This window comes from Stutzerimonas degradans, from assembly GCF_024448505.1.
Taxonomy (GTDB): Bacteria; Pseudomonadota; Gammaproteobacteria; order Pseudomonadales; family Pseudomonadaceae; genus Stutzerimonas; species Stutzerimonas degradans.
On record NZ_JAMOHV010000016.1, the window covers coordinates 69,102 to 87,957 of the forward strand.

Genomic DNA, 18,856 nt, shown 5'->3' on the forward strand with positions numbered 1-18,856 from the left:
TTATTGGCCGCCGGCGGCCAGACGGTCGAACAGCTCGGGCACCAGCGCACCCTCGCCCTGTTCGCTGAGGCGCTGGCGCAGCGTATCGCTGCCCGGCTCCTGGCCTTCGAGAATCGCCAGCAGGCGCGAGCCGCGTTCGGTCAGCACGAAGTTTTCGCCGTTGCCACCAGCCTCCTCGGGCCGCGAGGCGATGAAGCCGCCCTCGAACAGCAGACGCTCGTAGTCCGCCGCCTCGGCGCGCAGGCTGTCGAGGTTGGGCAGCGGCCGCCCGGCGCTCTCCAGCTCGGCGGCGTAGTCCTCGGCGTAGCGGCGCGGCTTGAAGCTGTCGTTGGCGGACTGCCGGACTTCGTGCAGCAGGCGCAGCAGCAGGTCCCAGTTGTAGCTCATGGCTCGTCTCCCGTGGCTGGTCATCGCCCCGCGGAAAACGAGGCGCCTGCAGTTGGGACTAGTCGGCGCGACGAGGGTTCGCCGCGCGCCAGGCGCTGAACTAAAGCGTGTACGTGGCGATCCACCGTTGCAGAACGCCGAACCGAGGAGAACCGCCATGCGCCATCTGATCGTTCCACTCGCCGTCGCCCTGCTCGCCAGCCCGGGCGCCTACGCCACCTGCACACCGGATGAGGTCACAGCCAAAGCCGAGCAGCTGGCCGAGCGCGTCAACCAGCTGGCGCGCAGCGACCCGCAGCGCGCCAAGGAGATCAACGAGGAAATCCGCGAGATGCAGGCCAAGCGCACCGCCGACCAACTGGGCGACGAATGCCAGGCCTACGACAAGCGCCTGCAGCAGATCGAGCAGGCGGAATCGAAGGTGCAGACCAAGGAGTGAGCACGATCGCCGGCTGTCACTCCGCAGCCGGCTTCTTGCGCTTGAGCGGCGCCAGCCCGTCCTGGCTGACCACCGGCGACGGCGCCGGACGCGGCGAGTTCTTCGGCCGCTTGGCGGCCGGCTTGGCCTTTTTGTCGGCGCTGCCTTTCTTCTTCTCGAGCTTCTTTTTCTTGCTGCCGGCGGCCTTGCCCGAGGCCTTGAGGTTCTTCGGCCCTTGATAGGTGCCTTTGAGCCCCTTGATCACCCGGCGCTCGAAACGCTGCTTGAGGTAGCGCTCGATGCTGGACATCAGGTTCCAGTCGTTGTGGCAGATCAGCGAGATGGCCAGACCTTCGCCGCCGGCCCGCCCGGTACGGCCGATGCGGTGGACGTACTCGTCGCCGGAGCGCGGCATGTCGAAGTTGATGACCAGGTCCATGCCTTCGATATCCAGCCCGCGCGCCGCCACATCGGTGGCGACCAGCACCTTGACGCCGCCCTGCTTGAGGCGCTCGATGGCGAGCTTGCGCTCCTTCTGGTCCTTCTCTCCGTGCAGTACGAAGACCTTGGTGCCGGCGGCAACCAGGTGCCCGTAGAGGCGGTCGGCCTGGGCGCGGGTGTTGGTGAACACCACGGCCTTCTGGTAGGTCTCGTTGGCCAGTAGCCAATGCACCAGCTTTTCTTTATGCGCAATGTCGTCGGCGGTGATGATCTGCTGACGCGTGCCCTCGTTCAGCTCGCTGACACGGTTGAGCTGCAGGTGCAGCGGCTCGCGCAGTACTTGCGCGGCCATCTCGCGCAGGCTCGCACCGCCGCTGGTGGCGGAGAACAGCAGGGTCTGCTGGCGCTTGGCGCACTCGCCGACCAATCGCTGCACGTCTTCGGCGAAGCCCATGTCCAGCATGCGATCGGCTTCGTCGAGGATGAGGATTTCCACGTCCTTGAGGATCAGCGTGCCGGCATTCAGGTGCTCGATCAGCCGTCCGGGCGTACCGATCAGCACGTCCGGCACCTTGCGCAGCATGGCGGCCTGCACCTTGAAATCCTCGCCGCCGGTGATCAGCCCGGACTTGATGAAGGTGAACTGCGAAAAGCGCTCGACTTCCTTCAGCGTCTGCTGCGCCAGTTCACGCGTCGGCAGCAGGATCAGCGCCCGCACATCGACGCGCGGCTGTGCATCGCCGATCAGCCGGTTGAGCATCGGCAGCACGAAGGCAGCGGTCTTGCCACTGCCGGTCTGCGCCGTCACGCGCAGGTCCTTGCCCTCCAGCGCCGGGGGGATGGCGGCGACCTGCACGGCGGTCGGCTCGACGAATTTGAGTTCGGCGACTGCCTTGAGCAGGCGTTCGTGCAGGGCGAATTGGTCGAACAAGGGTGCTACCTCGGAAAAGTCGGATAAAAACGGTGGCATAGGTTAACCCGTCTGCCTGGCAAAGGCGCGATTACGTAACGGCGGCATATTCTGCAAGCGCAACTGACGCTAAGCTGAGCACACGGCTTAATTCCATGAGGACCGAACATGCTCAAGCACACGCGTATCGGCGTTGCGGTCGCTCTGACCGCCCTGCTCGGTGCAATCCCGGCGGTCCAGGCTCAGCCGCCGCACGACGGCAAACCAGGCCGGGGCGAAAAGGGCAACAATCATGCGCCGCGTTATGATCAGGACTATCGCCGCCACGGCCCCTCGGTCGATCTCGGCGATGTACGCATCACCCTGCGCAGCCACCGGGATCTGCTGGCGCCGGTCGGTGCTCTGCCGCCGGGCATCGAGAAGAACCTGGCGCGCGGCAAGCCGCTGCCACCGGGCATCGCCAGGAAGATGGACGGCCGCCTGCTGAGCCACATGCCTTACTACCCGGGCTACGAGTGGCGTCAGGTCGGCCGTGATGTGGTGCTGGTCGCCATCGCCACCGGCATCGTCTACGAGATTCTGGACAACGTCTTCGACTGAGGCAGCGGCGCCGCTCAGCGCGGCTCGCAGGTGAGCTGGATGCGCAGGCGGAGAATCTCGCGCTTGAACTTGGCGGTCAGGATCTTCTGCTCGCCGGGCTGGATCTCGGTGCGGCGGGTTCGCGGCGCCTCCGGCCCATTGCGGAACACCACGGTGCAGCGCGCGACGGTCTGCCCGTGGTTATGCAGCTGCAGGCCGGCCATGTCGCGGTCGATGGTTTCGGCGGAGGCCATGACCTCGGCCCCGTTGAGCTGCTGATCGAGGTCGACCGGATAGGTCGCCGCCAGCGCGGTGAGCGGCAGCCAGGCCAGCAACAGGTAGCAACGTCGTTTCATTTCGGCTGTCTCCAACAGGGGGCGGCCAGCGTAACAGACCTACGGCACAGGAAGACCAGGGAATGAAAGGGCCTCGCGTGACACTGGAGCAATGGCGCACCCTGCAGGCGGTGATCGACCACGGCGGCTTTGCCCAGGCGGCGGAAGTGCTGCACCGTTCGCAATCGTCCGTCAGCTATACCGTCGCGCGCATGCAGGAACAGCTCGGCGTGCCTCTGCTGCGCATCGAAGGCCGCAAGGCAGCGCTCACCGAAGCCGGCGAAGTGCTGCTGCGTCGCTCGCGACAACTGGTGACCCAGGCCAGTCAGCTGGAAGAACTCGCCCACCACATGGAGCAGGGCTGGGAGGCCGAGGTACGGCTGGTGGTTGACGCCGCCTATCCCAACGCCAAGCTGATCCACACGCTCACCGAATTCATGCCCAAGAGCCGCGGCTGCCGGGTGCGTCTGCGCGAGGAAGTGCTGTCCGGCGTCGAGGACGTGCTCAAGGACGGCTCCGCCGATCTGGCGATCAGCGCGCTCGATATCACCGGCTACCTGGGCGCGGAACTGAGCACCGTCGAGTTCATTGCCGTAGCGCACGCCCAACACCCGCTGCATCAACTGGGCCGCAAACTCAGTGTGCAGGATCTGCAGAGCCAGATGCAGGTGGTGGTGCGCGACACCGGCGCACGCCAGCCGCGCGACAGTGGCTGGCTGGGCGCCGAGCAGCGCTGGACGGTCGGCAGCCTGGCGACCTCCGTGGCGTTTGTCAGCAGCGGCCTGGGCTTCGCCTGGTTGCCGCGGCACATGATCCTGCGCGAGCTGGCCGAGGGTGTGCTGGTGCCGTTGCCGCTGATTCAGGGCGGCATCCGCCGTCCGCTGTTCTATCTCTACACCAACCCCGACAAGCCGCTCGGCCCCGCCACACGGATTCTCATCGAGCTGTTCAGGACGTACGATGGCGAGCAATCCGCCGTCAGCGGCTGACCGTCATTGCCACCATCAGGAAAACCACCATGCTCAAACGCCTCGCCCTCGCCGCCTGTTCCATGCTGCTCGCCGGCCAGCTGCTGGCCGCCGACAATCCGCACGTCCTACTCACCACGAGCCTGGGTGAAATCGAGCTGGAACTCGACGCCGAGAAAGCGCCCATCAGCGTCGAGAACTTCCTCGGCTACGTGGAAAGCGGTTTCTACGACGACACGGTATTCCACCGTGTGATCCCGGGCTTCATGATCCAGGGCGGCGGCTTCGGCGACGGGCTGAACCAGAAGCCTACCCGCGAGCCGATCAAGAACGAGGCCGACAACGGCCTGCACAACGTGCGTGGCACCATCGCGATGGCGCGTACGCAGAACGTCAACTCGGCGACCAGCCAGTTCTTCATCAACCACCGCGACAATGACTTCCTCGACAACGGCGCGCGCGATTTCGGCTATGCCGTGTTCGGCAAGGTGGTGCGTGGCATGGACGTGGTCGATCAGATCGCCCAGGTACCGACCGGCAATCGCAGCATGATGCAGAACGTGCCGCTGACCCCGGTGAAGATCGTCAGCGCCAAGAAGCTCTGACCCCTCCGATGACCGGCCTCGCCGCCGGTCATCTCGCTTGCGGCAACGACGCGGCGGCCGAGCCGCTGCGCCCATCCGCGCAATGCTCTGCTACAGGAGATCGCGTAATGAGTGCCCCACAAAGCCCCCTCAATACCCCCGAAGGCCAGGCCCAGCTGCTGCAGGACCTGCTCAGCGCCGAGCGTGCCGGTGCCAAGGTCGCCGGGGAGTCGCTGCAACAAGCCACCGATCCGCAGCAGCGCGAGCTGCTGGAGCAGATTCGCCAGGGCGAGATCGACAGTTGCAAGCTGCTGCTCAATTGCCTCAAGCACCTGGGTCTGGAGCCGAACCGGGACACCGGCGCCTTCTACGGCAAGGCGATGGCAATCGAATCGCTGGACGAGCGCCTGCCCTTCGTCGATCGCGGCCAGCAGTGGGTGATCCGCAAGCTGCGTGAATACCTGCCCGGCTGCGACGACCCGCTGCTGCGTAGCGAACTGGAGCAGATGCTGCGTATTCACGAAGAGAACAGCGCCGCGTCACACTGATTTTTCGTCGCGCGTATCGCTGCGTGCCTTCTGGGCGCCGTCAGTCAGCCTGCCGATACGGCAACGCCTGGCGCGCCGCCTCGGCATAGGCCTGTACACCCGCGCGTTCCTGAGTGAGGAATTCGGCCACCGCGGCACGCAAGCCGGGATGCGCCAGATAATGCCAGGAACGCGTGATCAGCGGCTCGAAGCCGCGAATCAGCTTGTGCTCGCCCTGCGCGCCGGCATCGAAACGCTGCCAGCCGGCCGCAATCGCCTGCTCGATGCCCTGGTAGAAACAGGTCTCGAAATGCAGCCGATCGAACTCCCCCAGACAGCCCCAGTAACGGCCGTATAACACCTCGCCATCGGTGAGACTGAAGGCCATCGCGACCGGCCGCCCATGCTGGCGCGCCAGCACCACGCGAATGGCCTGCGGCATGCGTTCGGCCAGCAGGCTGAAGAATGTCCGTGTCAGGTACGGCGCCTGCCCGCGCACCTGGTAGGTGTTGGCGTAACACGCGTAGACGAAATCCCACTGCGCCTCGCTGAGCTGGTCGCCGCCCAGCCAGTCGAATTCGACGCCCTGAAGCGCCACCTGCTCACGCTCCTTGCGCAGCTGCTTGCGTTTGCGCGAGGCGAGCGCGTCGAGGAAATCCTGGAAATCGCGATAACCCCGGTTGTGCCAGTGAAACTGGCAGCCGATCCGCTCCAGCCAGCCGGCGCGTCCGCTCAGCACCGCATCGGCCGCCGCATCGGTGAAGTTCAGATGCAGCCCGGAAATGCCCAGGCCGGGCAGTGTTTCCGTCAGTTCGTCGAGCATCGCGCCGTGCGCCGACAGATCACCCAGCAGGCGCGCGCCATGCACCGGGCTGAAGGGCACCGCGCAGAGCAGCTTGGGATAGTAGGCGATGCCGGCACGCTGACAGGCATCGGCCCAGGCCCAGTCGAACACGTATTCGCCGTAGGAATGGCGCTTGCGGTACAGCGGCAGCGCTGCCAGCAGTTCGCCACGCGCATCGCGCAGCAGCCGATGCTCCGGCTGCCAGCCGGTACCGGCACCGACGCTGCCGCTATCCTCCAGCGCCGAGAGGAAGGCATGGCGCACGAATGGCTGCGCCGAGGGCAGCAAGGCGTCCCAGCTGGCTGGGTTGAGGTCGGCGAGTCGGGAAAGGGTCTGGATAGGCATGCCGGGCAGTCTGGCCCGTCGCGCAGACGAAAAAAAGCCCCGCCTGGGGCGGGGCTCAAGGGAGCATCACGGATGAAGTGATGTTTAGAACACGTACTGGCCGCGGATCACGAAGCCGTCGCCGTCGTCGTCGCCTTCGTAGTTGGTGATGCCATCGGTCTTGGCCTTCACGTAGGTGGCGCTCAGCTTCACCGCTTCGTTGACGTACCAGTTGACGCCCAGGTTGTGCGTCTTGCCGTCGACTTCGCCGACATCGCGCAGACCGGTGCCGTAATCGACCACACCGGCCACGGCGCCGACGCCGTTGTCGTCTTCAACGCTGAAATCGTCATAGCGGTAGAACACTTCCCATGCGCCGATCTGCTTGTTCTCCGGCTTGATCGCGTCGAACTTGCCGAGCTTATAGCCGCGGGCCTCGCCGGTCAGGGTGTAGGCAGCCTGTACGTAGAAACCATCGGCTTCGATGTCTTCTGCCGCGTTATCGGCTTCCAGGGTGCGCTTCATGTACTCGCCCTGCAGGGACAGCGGGCCGGTTGCCCAGGCCAGTTCAGCACCCCAGGCGGTGTCCTTGTCCCAATCGCCGGCATCGGAGTTGTTGTAGCCACCGAACGCGCCACGGTTGCCGCTGTTGGCTTCGGTGCCGCCTTCGGTATCCACACCGCGCATGCCCATGCGGCTGCGGAAGCGTGCATCGTAGCCATCGTCGTCGGCGTTGCGCTGGGCGAAGTTCAGACCCAGATGCAGGACGTTGCCGGCTTCGTGCAGCGGGGCGAAGACACCGCGCAGGTTGAGCTGCTTGGTGCTCTGGCCGTTGTCATCGCCGTTGTCCTTGGCACTCAGGGTTGCGGCACCGAACAGCGAGTCGCCAGCAGTGGCGGCCACTTCGATACCCATGCCGTTCTGGTGACCGTTGACCCACTCCATCAGGTCATAAACCGAGTTGCGCTCCGGCGCGGTGACCCACTTGGAGCTGGTGGCCTTCTCCAGACCGAAGATGGGGTCGAAGCGGCCGAAGCGGATTTCGACCGGCTTGAAGCCGGTGTAGGTGATCGACGCTTCGTCGAAGTAACCGTCGTCGCTGCTGCCGGCGTTGTGCGCCAGGTCATAGCTGAGCAGGTATTTCCAGTCCTTGTAGGCGACGCCCGAAACTTCGATGAACGCACGGCGGAAATAGGAGGCATCCTGACTGCCGCCATCTTCGGTGTAGAAGCCGTCGAACTGGCTGTAGTCGGCCTGCAGGCGACCGCCGAGCTTGAAGCTGAATTCCTTGTCCGCTGTGGCTACTTCCAGGCCACCCTTGGTCTTGATAACGATATCGGCGCCATCGGTGGTGACGGTACCGGCGAAAGCCTGGGCGGAAACGGCCAGAGCCAGAGCGCTGGCGGCGAAACCGGCGAAGTGCTTACGGATCATCCAAAATTCCCCTTTATGTTTAGCGTCGGAAACACACGAGATGGGCTCTTTGTGTTGGGGGGAATCTTGGCGACGACTTATTGCAGCCAAGTGGCTGTTAGATAAAGGTTTTATGACACCGGAACTTTCCTGCGAGGCGCATTCCAGAGCATCCCGGCAGGGTCGGCAGCCCTCTTGAGGCGCCGCAGCGGCGCCATCAGTCCGCAGACTTTCGCTCGGCCGGCCGCCGTGCGCCGGCCACCAGCTTGTCGATTGCCTTGGCCGCCGCCGCCATACCGAAGCTGGCGGTGACCATCATCACCGCACCGAAACCACCGGCACAGTCGAGCTTGACGCCTTCGCCAACGAAGCTCTTGCTCTGGCACACGCCGCCATCGCGCTTGGGGTAACGCAGCTGCTCGGTGGAGAACACGCAGGGCACGCTGTAGCTGCGTCCCGGCGTGCGCGAGAAGTTGTATTCGCGACGCAGCAGGGCGCGCACCTTGGCCGCCAGCGGGTCGTTGAAGGTCTTGTTCAGGTCGGCGACCTGGATCTGCGTCGGGTCCACCTGCCCGCCCGCACCACCGGTGGCGACGATCTGGATCTTGCGCCGCTTGCACCAGGCGATCAGCGCCGCCTTGGCCGGCACGCTGTCGATGCAGTCGATGACGCAATCCAGGTTTTCGGTGATGTACTCGGCCATCGTCTCGCGGGTGACGAAGTCCGCCACCGCATGCACGCGGCAAGACGGATTGATGGCATGAATGCGCGCAGCCATTTCGTCCACCTTGGGCTTGCCCACGGCCCCCTCGACGGCCTGGATCTGCCGGTTGGTGTTGGTGATGCAGACGTCGTCCAGATCGAACAGGCTGATCTCGCCGACACCGCTGCGCGCCAGCGCCTCGGCCACCCAGGAGCCGACTCCACCGATGCCGATCACCGCGACGTGAGCAGCCGCCAGCCGCTCGAGACCGATGCGGCCATACAAGCGGGCGATGCCGCCGAAACGCTGTTCATCGATAGACATGCCGACTCCCCGGAAAAAGACCCGCCGATTATAAGACCTCGCCGCGCCACAACCACCGCAGCCGAGCGTCACCGCCGCCACGGCTTTGCTTTAATATGGCGCCCTTTCCCCGCCGTACCGGAGCCGTGATGACCGCCCCCGCCCTCTCCCCGACGCTCGAACTCGCCTGCGAGCTGATCAATCGTCCGTCCGTCACGCCGTTGGACGAAGGCTGTCAGCAGCTGATGAGCCAGCGTCTGGCGGCCTGCGGCTTCGCCATAGAGCCGATGCACATCGAGGACGTGGAGAATTTCTGGGCGATTCGTGGCAACGAAGGCCCGGTGCTGTGCTTCGCCGGCCACACCGACGTGGTGCCGACCGGCCCGCTGCAGGCCTGGCAGAATCCGCCGTTCAGCGCGCGCATCGACGAAGCGGGCATGCTCCACGGGCGCGGCGCCGCGGACATGAAGGGCAGCCTGGCGGCGATGATCGTCGCGGTGGAGCGCTTCACCGCTGACTATCCGCAGCACCAGGGGCAGATCGCCTTTCTCATCACCAGCGACGAGGAAGGCCCGGCGCACCACGGCACCAAGGCGGTGGTCGAACGCCTGCGCGAGCGCGGCCAGCGGCTGGACTGGTGCATCGTCGGCGAGCCGTCGAGCACCGCGCTGGTCGGCGATGTGGTGAAGAACGGCCGCCGCGGCTCGCTCGGCGGCACGCTGACCGTGCGCGGCCAGCAGGGCCATGTCGCCTATCCGCACCTGGCGAAGAACCCGATCCACCTGGCCGCGCCGGCGCTCGCGGAACTCGCCGCCGAGCACTGGGACGATGGCAACGCGTTCTTCCCACCGACCAGCTTCCAGATTTCCAACCTCAACGCCGGCACCGGCGCGACCAATGTCATCCCCGGCACGCTGGAAGCGGTGTTCAACTTCCGTTTCTCCACCGAATCCACCGTCGAGCAGCTGCAGCAGCGCACCGCTGCCATTCTCGACAAGCACGGCCTGGACTGGAGCATCGACTGGGCGCTGTCGGGCCTGCCCTTCCTCACCGAACCGGGCGCGCTGCTCGACGGCGTGGCCAAGGCGATCCGCAGCGTCACCGGCCGCGAGACCACGCCGTCCACCAGCGGCGGCACCTCGGACGGGCGCTTCATCGCCACCCTCGGCACCCAGGTGGTCGAGCTGGGACCGGTCAATGCGACGATTCATCAGGTCGACGAGCACATCCTCGCCAGCGACCTCGATCTGCTGACCGAAATCTACTACCAGACCCTGGTGAACCTGCTCGCATGCTGATCTGCCCGATCTGCCAGGCGCCGCTGAGTGCGGTCGAAAATGGCGTCGCCTGTCCGGCCAATCACCGTTTCGACCGTGCGCGCCAGGGCTATCTGAATCTGCTGCCGGTGCAACACAAGAACAGCCGCGATCCGGGCGACAACCAGGCGATGGTCGAGGCGCGCCGACGCTTCCTCGACGGCGGCCACTACGCGCCGCTGGCCCGGCGTCTGGCCGAACTCGCGGCCGAACGCGCACCGCGGCGCTGGCTGGACATCGGCTGCGGCGAGGGCTACTACACCGCCCAGCTCGCCGCGGCGCTGCCGCAGGCCGAAGGCTATGCACTGGATATTTCCCGCGAAGCGATCAAGCGCGCCTGCAAGCGGGCGCCGCAGCTCGAGTGGCTGGTGGCGAGCATGGCGCGCGTGCCGCTGGCCGACGCCAGCTGCGATCTTGCCGCCAGCGTATTCAGCCCGCTCGACTGGAACGAAGCCCGGCGCCTGCTCGCCCCAGGCGGCTGCCTGCTGCGCATGGGACCGACGCGCGAGCACCTGTGGGAACTGCGCGCACGGCTGTATGACGAAGTGCGCGACTACGATGACGAAAAGCACCTGTCGCTGATCCCGGACGGCATGCACCTGGCGCATAGCGAGACGCTCAGCTACGAGCTTCAGCTGAGCGATGCACAGGCGCGTGCCGACCTGCTGGCGATGACGCCGCACGGCTGGCGCGCCAGCGCCGAGCGCCGCGCCGCGGTGATCGATACAACGCTGAGCGTGCGGGTTGCGATACGCTACGACCTGATCCAGCGCCACTGAGCTACGACCCAACAAGCGACCCATACAAGGCCACCGACATGCGTCAACCGGACATCGAGATCTACCTCAGGGACGCCAGCCAGGAGGCTGTCGGCGCGTGGCTGGAGCAGGCCATCGGCGCCTGCACGCCCTGGCAGCAGAAAGGCCAGACCTTCAAGTGCAGCGCCGCCGGCATTCCGGTGACCTGGCTGCCCAAGGCGGTCGGCAAGTGGCACTGCCTGTTGCTGGAAAGCGATGCCACGCCGTGGGAAGACGACCTCGCCTGCGCGCGCGCGGCGTATCAGGCGCTCGGCGTGGAAATTCGCTGTGCGCCGGGTAGCTGGCAGGAAGAGGAAGCCATCGAAGAAGCTGACCGCTGGATTCGCGTCAGTACCGACGGCGAAGAAGAAATCGTCTGGCGCACGGGCTGATCCGCGGCTGGCGCCGATACCCCTGAAAAACACAAAGCCCGTCATCTAGACGGGCTTTGTGTTTGCGCGAGCGAAGCTCAGACGCCGGCAACGTCCTCGGCCTGCAGGCCCTTCTGGCCCTGGATCACCGAGAATTCCACCTGCTGACCCTCGGCCAGCGAGCGGTGGCCGTCGCCACGAATCGCGCGGTAATGCACGAACACGTCGGCACCGTTACCCCGCTGAATGAATCCATAGCCTTTTGCATCGTTGAACCACTTGACGGTTCCGGTCTCGCGTTCAGCCATTACCCACACTCCAACTCGCTTTTTGTTATTCCTCTGACGAGGGGCTTATCGGTGCTGCGGCCTTAGAGGCTACTTAGGCCGGCAGCCACCGTCGCCGGAGTATAAAACAACGCCCGTGGCTGTCAGCCCCCCTTTCCTCCCGATATCGGGCGGTAGCCAAGCCGCCCGGCTCAGGCCCGGCGCCGGCGCCAGAGCCACAGGGCCAGCGCCGCCAGCGTCAGCAGCAGCGGCACCAGCACGATATTGGCGAACTTGAGCGTCCGCCCAAGCGCCTCGATATCGGCGTTGAGCTGGTAGCGCACCTCACGCAGCTCCTTGCGAATACGCAGCTTTTCCTGCAGGAACTGCTGCAGCGCGCTTTCCTGCTCGGCAGTCAGTTCCAGCGCCTGCTCCGGATCGCTGCTCTGCAGCTCAGCCAGTTTCTGCTCGGTGGCGGCCAGCCGTTGCTGGAGCACCTCTTCCTGCTCGCGGAAGCGGTTCTCCGCCTGACGCTGCAGCTCCTCGACCACCACGAACGGCCGCGTGAAGCGACCGCGCGAACGCACGCTGATCAGCGCGTCGGTGCCCGACAGGTTGTCCAGCGCATTGATCACGAAGGCGCCATTATCGGCCCACGGCTGCGGCACGCGCTGGCCGAAGAAGTCCTGCACCTGCACCCACATGCGATCGCTGAGCAGATCGGTATCGGCGATCACGATCACGTTGATGCGCTCGCTCTCGGCAAGGCCGTCCTTGCGCCCCTCGATGCCGTTGGGGAATGCCGTCTTCGCCGGCCCCTGGATGCGCGCACCGAGCGTGTAACGCTGACCGCTCGGGTCCAGGCCGCGCAGCAGGGTTTCCGGGTTGTCCAGCGTGACGAAGCGCTGCGCCTCCACCGGCATGGCGTAGGTCGAGCTGTGCAGCAGCGGCGTGAAGGTCGTCCCGGCGCCCTCCAGCGGTTCGAGGATACCGGCGCTGGCCAGCGTCAGGTTTTCCAGCGAGGCGGTGGTGACGTCCTGCGCGTCGACCGCCGCGTGTGGCAGGCTCAGCCAGCCCGGATGGCGCACCGGCCGACGTTCGGCGCCCACGCCCACGGACATCGCGTAGGAGGCATCGGCAATCACCTGCCCTGGCAGCAGCCGCGCGCCCCAGGCCTTGAGCAGCGGTTCCAGATCGGAGGCGCGATCCTCGGCGGGCTCGCCCGGGCCGAAGCTCATGCCCGGATCGGCTTCGCTGAACGGATCGACAAATGCCAGCAGCTTGCCGCCACGCAGCACGAACTGATCGATGGCGTACAGCGTCTGCTCCGGCAGCTGCTTGGGATGGATCAGCAGCAGCACCGAGACGTTTGCCGGAATCATGTCGATGTCGCGCTTGAGGCTCTCGATATGGAACAGCTGGCGCACTTCCTCCAGCACCATCCACGGCGGCGTCGCCTGCTGGGTGCGCATGTCGAAGCCACCGTTGATCTGCAGGTCGGAAAGCACGCCGACCACCGGCAGCTCGGCCTTCGCCAGGCTCTGCACCAGACGGCTGATCTCGTATTCGAGGAACTCCTCCTGGTCCAGCGGGAAGAACGGGATGACCTGCGTCATGCCCTCGGCGTTACGCCCGGCAAGGCCGAAGTAAACCTTGTCGCCACCCTGGTTCAGCGGCACCGCCTGCAGGCCGAACTCGGCGGCGCGGTCCTCGTCCTCGGAGAACGGCTGCGGATCGATCACCTGCAGCTTCAGCTTGCCGCCCGAGGCGCGCTCGTAGGCACGCAGCATTTCCTCGACGCGCCGCGCGTAGTTGCGCAGCTGCACCAGCTCCTTGGCGGTTTCGTCGGAATAGAAGAAGTGCAGCTCGATCGGCTCCTGCAGGCTGTCGAGAATGCGCTCGGTGCCCTCGGAGATGGTGTAGAGCTTCTGCTCGGTCAGGTCCAGCCGCGCATGGGTGAACAGCACGCCGGACAGCCCGTTGAACACCAGGAATGCCAGCGCGATCAGCAGCAGCCCGGCACCGGAATAGATGACTCGTTTCATGGCGGTTCCTCAGGCGGCTTTCTTCAGATCGACGACCACGGCGGTGGCAGCCAGCCAGGCGACGATCAGCGTGACGAAATACAGCAGGTCGCGCAGGTCGATCACACCCTTGCTGATGGAGTCGAAGCGCACCAGGAAGCTCAGCGAGGCGACCGCATCGACCAGCCACTGCGGTGCCCAGGCGAAGGCATCGAGCACCATCGGCAGGCCGCTGACGATGAACAGGAAACACACCGCAACCGCGAGGATGAAGGCGATCACCTGGTTCTTCGCCAGCGCCGACATGCACGAGCCGATGGCCAGGAAGGCGCCGGCCAGCAGCCAGCTGCCGACATAACCGGCGAGGATCGCGCCGTTGTCTGGCTCGCCCAGGTAGTTGACGGTGATGACCATCGGAAAGGTCAGCAGCAACGCGATACCGGCGAACACCCAGGCGGCGAGGAACTTGCCGGTCACCGCCTCGAAACGGGTGATCGGCAGCGTCATCAGCAGCTCGATGGAGCCGGATTTGCGCTCCTCCGCCCACAGGCGCATGGCGACGGCCGGAATCAGGAACAGGTACAGCCAGGTATGGAAGCTGAAGAACGGCGTGAGATCGGCCTGGCCGCGCTCGTAGAAGCCGCCCAGGTAGAAGGTGAACACGCCCGACAGCACCAGAAAGATCAGGATGAACACGTAGGCGAGCGGCGTGGCGAAATAGCTGGCCAACTCGCGCTTGAAGATAATCGGCAACTGGCTCATTGCGCCTCCCCGCGGGTCAGAGTACGGAACACCTCATCCAGCCGGCCGCGCTCGACGTCCAGCTCCTTCACCGCCCAGCCACACTGGCTGATCAGCGCATTGACCTGCGGGAAGATCACCTGCCCCGGCTGCGCCAGCACGGTCAGGCTGGCGTCGCTGCGGTTGGTCTCCACCCCGGCGACACCCGGCAGCGCCGCCAGCGCATCGGCATCCAGCGCGCCGTCGCCGACCAGCGTTACCGCCTGGTGGTATTTCGAGCGTCCTTCCAGCTCCAGCGGCGTACCGTCAGCCACTAGTCGGCCGCCGGCGATCACCAGCGCGCGGGTGCACACGGCACTGACCTCTTCGAGAATGTGCGTGGAGATGATCACGATCTTGTCATGCGCCAGCCCCTGGATCAGCTCGCGCACCTGATGCTTCTGGTTCGGGTCGAGGCCATCGGTGGGCTCGTCGAGGATCAGCACGCGCGGATCGTGGAGGATCGCCTGTGCCAGTCCGACCCGGCGCTTGAAGCCCTTGGAAAGCGTCTCGATGGACTGGCCGAGCACCTTTTCCAGCTCCACCTGCGCGACCGCCGCCTCGACCCGCTGGCGCTTGGCTGCGCCGCGGAAGCCGCGCACCTCGGCGATGAACTCGAGGAAGCCGCGCACGCTCATGTCGCCGTAACAGGGCGCGCCTTCGGGCAGATAGCCGATCTGGCGCTGGGCCTGCATCGTCTGCGTCTGGATATCGTGGCCGAAGATGCTGGCGCTGCCGGAGGTCGGCGCGAGAAAACCGGTCAGCATCTTCATGGTGGTGGACTTGCCGGCGCCGTTCGGGCCGAGAAAGCCCAGCACCTCGCCCGGCTGGACGCTGAACGACAAGGCATCCACCGCCGTGTGCTGGGCGAATCGTTTCGTCAGACTTCTTAATTCGATCATGAGGGTCTGTTCCTGGCTCTCACCCTGCTGGAAGGTCCGCCCCGTTCGTCGAGACGACCCGATGCGGGCAGGACTATAAGGAGAGGCTGGACAGCATTGCAACGGCCGCGCGTGCGCGGACCGTCAGCCGCCCGCATTGAGCGTTTCGCCCTGCGCGGTAAGCGGTTACGGCGCGGATTCGTCGTCCGCGTCGGGGACTGCAGGTTCCAGCAGATCGTCGAAATCGGTCTTGAGTCCCTGCTCCATGCCGTCCAGCTCGGCGAGCAGGCTGCGAAAGCTGGTCTGCTCGCGCGGCTCGTCCTGTGGTTCCTCGGCAGCCAGATCGGCCCGTGCCTGCAGATCGGCCGGCACGGCCGCGTCTTCCTCATCCACCACCGGCCGCAGTTCCGGCTCCATTTCGCGCAGCACTGCCAGCGGCGGTAGTTCGTCGAGATTCTTCAGGTTGAAGTGATCGAGGAACTGGCGCGTGGTGGCGAACATCGCCGGCCGCCCCGGGACGTCGCGATGACCGACCACGCGGATCCACTCGCGCTCCAGCAGCGTCTTGACGATCTGGCTGTTGACCGCCACGCCGCGGATGTCCTCGATCTCGCCACGGGTGATCGGCTGGCGATAGGCGATCAGCGCCAGGGTTTCCAGCAGTGCGCGCGAATAACGCTGCGGGCGCTCCTCCCACAAGCGGCCGACCCACGGCGCGAAGCGTTCGCGCACCTGCAGGCGGTAGCCACTGGCAACCTCCTTCAGCTCGAAGGCGCGGCCCTTGCAGGACTTTTCCAGCACGTCCAGCGCTTTCTTCAGCTGCGCCGAAGATGGCCGCTCGGCCTCCTCGAACAGCTCGGCGAGGCGTTCCAGCGACTGCGGCTTGCCCGAGGCGAGCAGAAAGGCTTCGAGCAGCGAAGCGAGGTCCTTGGGATCGGACAGGTCCACGGATGACTCCTGACTTGAGCTATTCGGTACGGCTGCGCACGTGGATCGGCGCGAAGGGCTCATTCTGCACCAGCTCGACCAGCGATTCCTTGATGAGTTCGAGCACCGCCATGAAGGTCACGACGACGCCGAGGCGCCCTTCCTCGACACGAAACAGCGCGACGAACGGCACGAAAGCGCCACCCTTGAGCCGTTCCAGCACTTCGCTCATGCGTTCGCGGGTCGAGAGCGCCTCGCGCGTCACCTGATGGCTCTCGAACATGTCGGCGCGACGCAGCACCTCGGCCATCGACACCAGCAATTCTTCCAGGCTGACATCCGGCAACAGCTTGCGCGCACGCGCCTCGGGGGCATCCAAGCGCGGCACGTGCAGTTCGCGACCGACGCGCGGCAGCTCATCCAGATCTTCGGCGGCTGCCTTGAAGCGTTCGTATTCCTGCAGACGGCGGATCAGCTCGGCGCGAGGATCGTCTTCCTCCTCGGCGGCTTCGGCCGAGCGCGGCAGCAACATACGCGACTTGATCTCGGCGAGCATGGCGGCCATCACCAGGTATTCGGCGGCCAGCTCCAGGCGCACGCTCTTCATCAGCTCGACGTAGCCCATGTACTGGCGGGTGATTTCCGCCACCGGAATATCGAGGATGTCGATGTTCTGCTTGCGGATCAGGTACAGCAGCAGGTCGAGCGGCCCCTCGAAGGCTTCGAGGAACACCTCCAGCGCATCCGGCGGAATGTACAGGTCCAGCGGCAGCTCGGTGACGGCCTCGCCGTACACCAGCGCCAGGCGCAGCTGCTCGCCGGGCTGGCTCGATTCGACGTCAGGCGTCTCGGTTTTTTGCATGGAAGTCTCCGCGCGCGGCTCAGCGATAGCCGAGGCCCATTGCCTGGCGGACCTCGACCAGCGTCTCGCGCGCCTCGTCGCGGGCACGCTCGGCACCGTCGGCAAGGATACTGCGCACCAGATCGGTGTTCTGCTCGTAGTCCAGCGCGCGCTCCTGCAGCGGCGCCAGCTCGGCGCGAATGGCGTCGATCAGCGGCGCCTTGCATTCCAGGCAGCCGATACCGGCACTGCGGCAACCCTGCTCGGCCCACTGGCGCACCGCCTCGTCCGAATGCGTGACATGCATCTGCCACACCGGGCAGCGCGTCGGTTCGCCCGGGTCCTGGCGATGTCCGCGTGCCGGATCGGTGGGCATGCGGCGGATTTTCTCGGCGACCTCCTCGGACGTGTCGCGCAGGAAGATCGCGTTGCTGTTGGACTTGGCCATCTTGCCGCCGTCGAGGCCGGATATCTTCGGCGCATCGCTCAGCAGAGCCTGCGGCTCGGGCAGCAGCAGCTTGCCACAGCCTTCGAGGTAACCGTACAACCGCTCCTGATCACTGAGGGTAATGGTTTGCTGCTCCTTGATGATGGCGCGCGCGGTGCCCAGCGCCTCCACGTCGCCCTGCTCCTGATAGCTCTTGCGCAGGCTGGTATAGAGCTTGGCGGTCTTCTTGCCGAGCCTGCGGATGGCCGCCTCGGCCTTGTCCTCGAAATCTGCCTCGCGCCCGTACAGGTGATTGAAGCGTCGGGCCACGTCACGGGCGAACTCGATATGCGGCAGCTGGTCGGCGCCCACCGGCACCAACCCAGCTCTGTACAGCAGGATGTCCGCGGCCTGCAGCAGCGGATAGCCGAGGAAACCGTAGGTATCGAGCTCCTTGTGCTGCAGATGCTGTTGCAGCTCCTTGTAGGACGGCACCCGCTCCAGCCAGCCCAGCGGGCAGATCATCGACAACAGCAGGTGCAGCTCGGCGTGCTCGGGCACATGAGACTGGATGAACAGGGTCGCCGAACTCGGGCTGACGCCGGCAGCCAGCCAGTCCACCGCCATGTCCATCACGTGCTGGGCAATCGCGCCGCTGGCTTCGTAGTCGGTGGTCAACGCGTGCCAGTCGACGATGCAGAAGTAGCATTCGTATTCGTGCTGCAGGCGGGTCCAGCTCTTCAGCACGCCGTGGTAGTGGCCCAGATGCAGACGGCCGCTGGGGCGCATGCCGGATACCACGCGCCGCTGCGAATCGATGGAACTCAAAAGGCGGTCCTTGTCGGATGGAGAGAACGCAACGGGCTCAGGCCATGAACGGCGCGGGATCGCCGCAGCCGACCCGCAGCACCTGCGGCTGGTCATCCACCAGACTGACCACGGTGGAGGCTTCGACGCCACCGTAACCGCCGTCGATGATCAGGTCCACCTGATGTTCGAGGGCGTCGCGCATCTCGTACGGATCACTCATTGGCAGCTCGTCGCCCGGCAGGATCAGGCTGACGCTCATCAGCGGTTCGCCCAGCTCCGCCAGCAGCGCCTGGGCGATCGGCTGCGCCGGCACGCGCAGGCCGATGGTGCGACGCTTGGGGTGCAGGAGCATACGCGGCACCTCGCGGGTGGCCGAAAGAATGATGGTGTACGGCCCCGGGAGGTGCGTCTTGAGCAAGCGGAAGGCTGCGGTATCGACCTTGGCAAACATGCCGAGCTGCGACAGGTCGCGGCAGGCCAGGGTGAAGTTGTGCTTGTCGTCCAGCTGGCGCAGCCGGCGGATGCGCTCGATACCGGATTTATTGCCTATCGAGCAGCCCACGGCATAACTCGAATCGGTCGGATAGACCACCACGCCGCCCTGGCGGATGATCTCCACGGCCTGCTTGATCAGCCGCGGTTGCGGATTATCTGGATGAATCTGGAAAAACTGACTCATG

22 protein-coding genes are annotated in these 18,856 nt (G+C 65.5%); 8 read left to right on the forward strand and 14 right to left on the reverse strand.

All coding sequences use genetic code 11. The annotated features are described in order from the left end of the window. On the reverse strand, positions 1–387 hold the full coding sequence (locus NAV27_RS17380) for a hypothetical protein (protein ID WP_043296671.1): 387 nt from the start codon (positions 385–387) through the stop codon (positions 1–3). 157 nt (positions 388–544) lie between these two features. Between NAV27_RS17380 and NAV27_RS17385 the strand changes: the two genes are divergently transcribed. After that, positions 545–826 (forward strand): hypothetical protein, encoded by a 282-nt coding sequence (locus NAV27_RS17385; RefSeq protein ID WP_043296672.1) that lies wholly within the window; start codon positions 545–547, stop codon positions 824–826. Positions 827–842: 16 nt separating this feature from the next. Here NAV27_RS17385 and NAV27_RS17390 read toward each other — a convergent pair whose 3' ends face one another. Next, a complete protein-coding gene (locus NAV27_RS17390; protein WP_008570083.1) occupies positions 843–2,177 on the reverse strand; it encodes a DEAD/DEAH box helicase in 1,335 nt (444 codons plus the stop codon). Positions 2,178–2,324: 147 nt separating this feature from the next. Between NAV27_RS17390 and NAV27_RS17395 the strand changes: the two genes are divergently transcribed. Then, positions 2,325–2,756 carry an anti-virulence regulator CigR family protein gene (locus NAV27_RS17395; protein WP_102829395.1) on the forward strand — a complete coding sequence of 144 codons (432 nt, stop codon included), beginning with the start codon at positions 2,325–2,327 and terminating at the stop codon, positions 2,754–2,756. A 14-nt stretch (positions 2,757–2,770) separates the two neighbouring features. Here NAV27_RS17395 and NAV27_RS17400 read toward each other — a convergent pair whose 3' ends face one another. After that, the gene (locus NAV27_RS17400; protein ID WP_054095215.1) at positions 2,771–3,091 is read right to left on the reverse strand and encodes a hypothetical protein; all 321 of its coding nucleotides are present in this window, start codon (positions 3,089–3,091) and stop codon (positions 2,771–2,773) included. 62 nt (positions 3,092–3,153) lie between these two features. Here NAV27_RS17400 and NAV27_RS17405 point away from each other — a divergent pair, with 62 nt between their 5' ends. The 3 genes from NAV27_RS17405 (at position 3,154) to NAV27_RS17415 (ending at position 5,170) form a co-directional block, all read left to right on the forward strand. Beyond that, entirely contained in the window at positions 3,154–4,059 is a 906-nt protein-coding gene (locus NAV27_RS17405) for a LysR family transcriptional regulator (protein ID WP_008570087.1), read from the forward strand. 29 nt (positions 4,060–4,088) lie between these two features. Then, positions 4,089–4,643 (forward strand): peptidylprolyl isomerase, encoded by a 555-nt coding sequence (locus tag NAV27_RS17410; RefSeq protein WP_102829394.1) that lies wholly within the window; start codon positions 4,089–4,091, stop codon positions 4,641–4,643. Between the two features lie 107 nt (positions 4,644–4,750). Continuing rightward, positions 4,751–5,170, forward strand: coding sequence for a DUF6306 domain-containing protein (locus NAV27_RS17415; protein ID WP_003289468.1), 420 nt, complete (start codon positions 4,751–4,753; stop codon positions 5,168–5,170). A 40-nt stretch (positions 5,171–5,210) separates the two neighbouring features. On the opposite strand, the gene NAV27_RS17420 is transcribed toward NAV27_RS17415, so the two are convergent. The 3 genes from NAV27_RS17420 to tcdA all read right to left on the reverse strand — a co-directional run bounded on the left by NAV27_RS17420 (position 5,211) and on the right by tcdA (position 8,757). Continuing rightward, positions 5,211–6,338, reverse strand: coding sequence for a GNAT family N-acetyltransferase (locus NAV27_RS17420; protein WP_102829393.1), 1,128 nt, complete (start codon positions 6,336–6,338; stop codon positions 5,211–5,213). Positions 6,339–6,422: 84 nt separating this feature from the next. Further along, positions 6,423–7,751: an OprO/OprP family phosphate-selective porin gene (locus NAV27_RS17425; RefSeq protein WP_008570089.1), complete on the reverse strand. Its 1,329-nt coding sequence runs from the start codon at positions 7,749–7,751 to the stop codon at positions 6,423–6,425. Positions 7,752–7,947: 196 nt separating this feature from the next. Next, positions 7,948–8,757 (reverse strand): tRNA cyclic N6-threonylcarbamoyladenosine(37) synthase TcdA, encoded by an 810-nt coding sequence (tcdA, locus tag NAV27_RS17430; protein ID WP_102829392.1) that lies wholly within the window; start codon positions 8,755–8,757, stop codon positions 7,948–7,950. Between the two features lie 128 nt (positions 8,758–8,885). On the opposite strand from tcdA, the gene dapE reads away from it, so the two are divergent. The 3 genes from dapE to NAV27_RS17445 are packed head-to-tail and all read left to right on the forward strand — an operon-like array spanning position 8,886 to position 11,241. After that, positions 8,886–10,034, forward strand: coding sequence for a succinyl-diaminopimelate desuccinylase (gene dapE / locus NAV27_RS17435; protein WP_077683902.1), 1,149 nt, complete (start codon positions 8,886–8,888; stop codon positions 10,032–10,034). Then, complete coding sequence (locus tag NAV27_RS17440) at positions 10,028–10,831, forward strand: putative RNA methyltransferase (RefSeq protein ID WP_102829391.1); 804 nt, start codon at positions 10,028–10,030, stop codon at positions 10,829–10,831. Before dapE ends, NAV27_RS17440 begins: the two co-directional genes overlap by 7 nt. A gap of 38 nt (positions 10,832–10,869) precedes the next feature. Then, positions 10,870–11,241 (forward strand): hypothetical protein, encoded by a 372-nt coding sequence (locus NAV27_RS17445; RefSeq protein ID WP_003289459.1) that lies wholly within the window; start codon positions 10,870–10,872, stop codon positions 11,239–11,241. A 77-nt stretch (positions 11,242–11,318) separates the two neighbouring features. Here the strand turns inward: NAV27_RS17445 and NAV27_RS17450 are convergent, their stop codons facing one another. The 8 genes from NAV27_RS17450 to NAV27_RS17485 all read right to left on the reverse strand — a co-directional run bounded on the left by NAV27_RS17450 (position 11,319) and on the right by NAV27_RS17485 (position 18,855). Next, positions 11,319–11,528: a cold-shock protein gene (locus tag NAV27_RS17450; RefSeq protein ID WP_008570095.1), complete on the reverse strand. Its 210-nt coding sequence runs from the start codon at positions 11,526–11,528 to the stop codon at positions 11,319–11,321. A gap of 170 nt (positions 11,529–11,698) precedes the next feature. Then, positions 11,699–13,531 carry a GldG family protein gene (locus NAV27_RS17455; protein ID WP_102829390.1) on the reverse strand — a complete coding sequence of 611 codons (1,833 nt, stop codon included), beginning with the start codon at positions 13,529–13,531 and terminating at the stop codon, positions 11,699–11,701. A gap of 9 nt (positions 13,532–13,540) precedes the next feature. Next, a complete protein-coding gene (locus NAV27_RS17460) occupies positions 13,541–14,272 on the reverse strand; it encodes an ABC transporter permease subunit (protein WP_102829389.1) in 732 nt (243 codons plus the stop codon). Next, complete coding sequence (locus tag NAV27_RS17465; RefSeq protein ID WP_102829388.1) at positions 14,269–15,192, reverse strand: ABC transporter ATP-binding protein; 924 nt, start codon at positions 15,190–15,192, stop codon at positions 14,269–14,271. The genes NAV27_RS17460 and NAV27_RS17465 overlap by 4 nt, the downstream gene beginning before the upstream one ends. 165 nt (positions 15,193–15,357) lie before the next feature. Then, on the reverse strand, positions 15,358–16,119 hold the full coding sequence (gene scpB, locus NAV27_RS17470) for an SMC-Scp complex subunit ScpB (RefSeq protein WP_003289453.1): 762 nt from the start codon (positions 16,117–16,119) through the stop codon (positions 15,358–15,360). 19 nt (positions 16,120–16,138) lie between these two features. Continuing rightward, positions 16,139–16,960, reverse strand: a complete 822-nt coding sequence (locus NAV27_RS17475) for a segregation and condensation protein A (RefSeq protein WP_054095203.1) — start codon at positions 16,958–16,960, stop codon at positions 16,139–16,141. A 19-nt stretch (positions 16,961–16,979) separates the two neighbouring features. Further along, positions 16,980–18,194, reverse strand: coding sequence for a tryptophan--tRNA ligase (locus tag NAV27_RS17480; protein WP_054095202.1), 1,215 nt, complete (start codon positions 18,192–18,194; stop codon positions 16,980–16,982). 37 nt (positions 18,195–18,231) lie between these two features. Beyond that, positions 18,232–18,855 (reverse strand): L-threonylcarbamoyladenylate synthase, encoded by a 624-nt coding sequence (locus NAV27_RS17485; RefSeq protein ID WP_003289450.1) that lies wholly within the window; start codon positions 18,853–18,855, stop codon positions 18,232–18,234. Position 18,856: the final 1 nt, after the last annotated feature.